Raw genomic sequence first — 1,929 nt, 5'->3', positions numbered from 1 at the left:
GGTAGAGGAGCGTCGTGTAAGCCGATGAAGGTGGATTGAGAAGTCCGCTGGAGGTATCACGAGTGCGAATGCTGACATGAGTAACGACAAGGGGAGTGAAAAACTCCCCCGCCGGAAGACCAAGGGTTTCTGTTCGACGCTAATCGGAGCAGAGTGAGTCGGCCCCTAAGGCGAGGCCGAAAGGCGTAGTCGATGGGAAACGGGTCAATATTCCCGTACCTCACTGTATTGCGATGGGGGGACGAAGAAGGCTAGGTGGGCCAGGCGTTGGTTGTCCTGGTGAAAGCTTGTAGGCCAGCGATTCAGGTAAATCCGGATCGCTCTCTTCAGTGAGAAGGCCGAGAAGCGAGACGAACACCCCACGGGGTGGAAGTCATCGATGCCACGCTTCCAGGAAAAGCCTCTAAGCTTCAGATACAGTGGGACCGTACCCCAAACCGACACAGGTGGTCAGGTAGAGAATACCCAGGCGCTTGAGAGAACTCGGGTGAAGGAACTAGGCAAAATGGTGCCGTAACTTCGGGAGAAGGCACGCCGGCGTAGGGTGAAGGCACTTGCTGCTGGAGCTCGAACCGGTCGAAGATACCAGGTGGCTGCAACTGTTTATTAAAAACACAGCACTCTGCAAACGCGTAAGCGGACGTATAGGGTGTGACGCCTGCCCGGTGCCGGAAGGTTAAGTGATGGTGTTAGCCCTCGGGCGAAGCTCTTGATCGAAGCCCCGGTAAACGGCGGCCGTAACTATAACGGTCCTAAGGTAGCGAAATTCCTTGTCGGGTAAGTTCCGACCTGCACGAATGGCGTAATGATGGCCACGCTGTCTCCACCCGAGACTCAGTGAAATTGAAATCGCAGTGAAGATGCTGTGTACCCGCGGCTAGACGGAAAGACCCCGTGAACCTTTACTATAGCTTCACACTGGACGCTGATGTTGCTTGTGTAGGATAGCTGGGAGGCTAGGAACCCCGGACGCCAGTTCGGGCGGAGCCAACCTTGAAATACCAGCCTGGCATCATTGGCGTTCTAACTCAGGTCCGTGATCCGGATCGAGGACAGTGTGTGGTGGGTAGTTTGACTGGGGCGGTCTCCTCCCAAAGAGTAACGGAGGAGCACGAAGGTACCCTCAGCACGGTCGGAAATCGTGCATTGAGTGCAAGAGCATAAGGGTGCTTAACTGCGAGACAGACACGTCGAGCAGATACGAAAGTAGGTTCTAGTGATCCGGTGGTTCTGTATGGAAGGGCCATCGCTCAACGGATAAAAGGTACTCCGGGGATAACAGGCTGATACCGCCCAAGAGTTCACATCGACGGCGGTGTTTGGCACCTCGATGTCGGCTCATCACATCCTGGGGCTGAAGTCGGTCCCAAGGGTATGGCTGTTCGCCATTTAAAGTGGTACGCGAGCTGGGTTTAGAACGTCGTGAGACAGTTCGGTCCCTATCTGCCGTGGGCGTTGGATGTTTGAGAAGAGCTGCTCCTAGTACGAGAGGACCGGAGTGGACGCACCTCTGGTGTTCCGGTTGTCACGCCAGTGGCACTGCCGGGTAGCTACGTGCGGACGGGATAACCGCTGAAGGCATCTAAGCGGGAAGCCCCCTTCAAGATGAGACATCCCCGAGGCCTCGAGCCTCCTGAAGGGCCCAGCAAGACCAGCTGGTTGATAGGCCGGGTGTGGAAGCGCTGCAAGGCGTTGAGCTAACCGGTACTAATGGCCCGTGAGGCTTGACCATATAACCCCAAGGGGTCTGCGCATTGCGCACGCAATTGACGGATACGCATGGCGAGGGCAACCGCGCCAGAGACGATCGCTCAGCATGATTCCAACCGTTTTCGCCTGACGACCATAGCGAGTGGGAACCACCTGACCCCATGCCGAACTCAGCAGTGAAACCGCTCAGCGCCGATGGTAGTGTGGGGTCTCCCCATG

General features: G+C 56.6%; 2 rRNA genes. Both read left to right on the top strand.

What is annotated here, in order from left to right:
- A 23S ribosomal RNA gene (locus tag H1D44_RS20495) occupies nucleotides 1-1,732 on the top strand; the annotation flags it as partial.
- A 103-nt stretch (nucleotides 1,733-1,835) separates the two neighbouring features.
- Nucleotides 1,836-1,929: ribosomal RNA gene (gene rrf, locus H1D44_RS20490) — 5S ribosomal RNA — on the top strand; the annotation flags it as partial.

This window comes from Billgrantia kenyensis (assembly GCF_013697085.1).
Taxonomy (GTDB): Bacteria; Pseudomonadota; Gammaproteobacteria; order Pseudomonadales; family Halomonadaceae; genus Halomonas; species Halomonas kenyensis.
The sequence above is the reverse complement of the archived record's forward strand: the minus strand, read 5'-3'. Positions and strand labels throughout refer to the sequence as shown.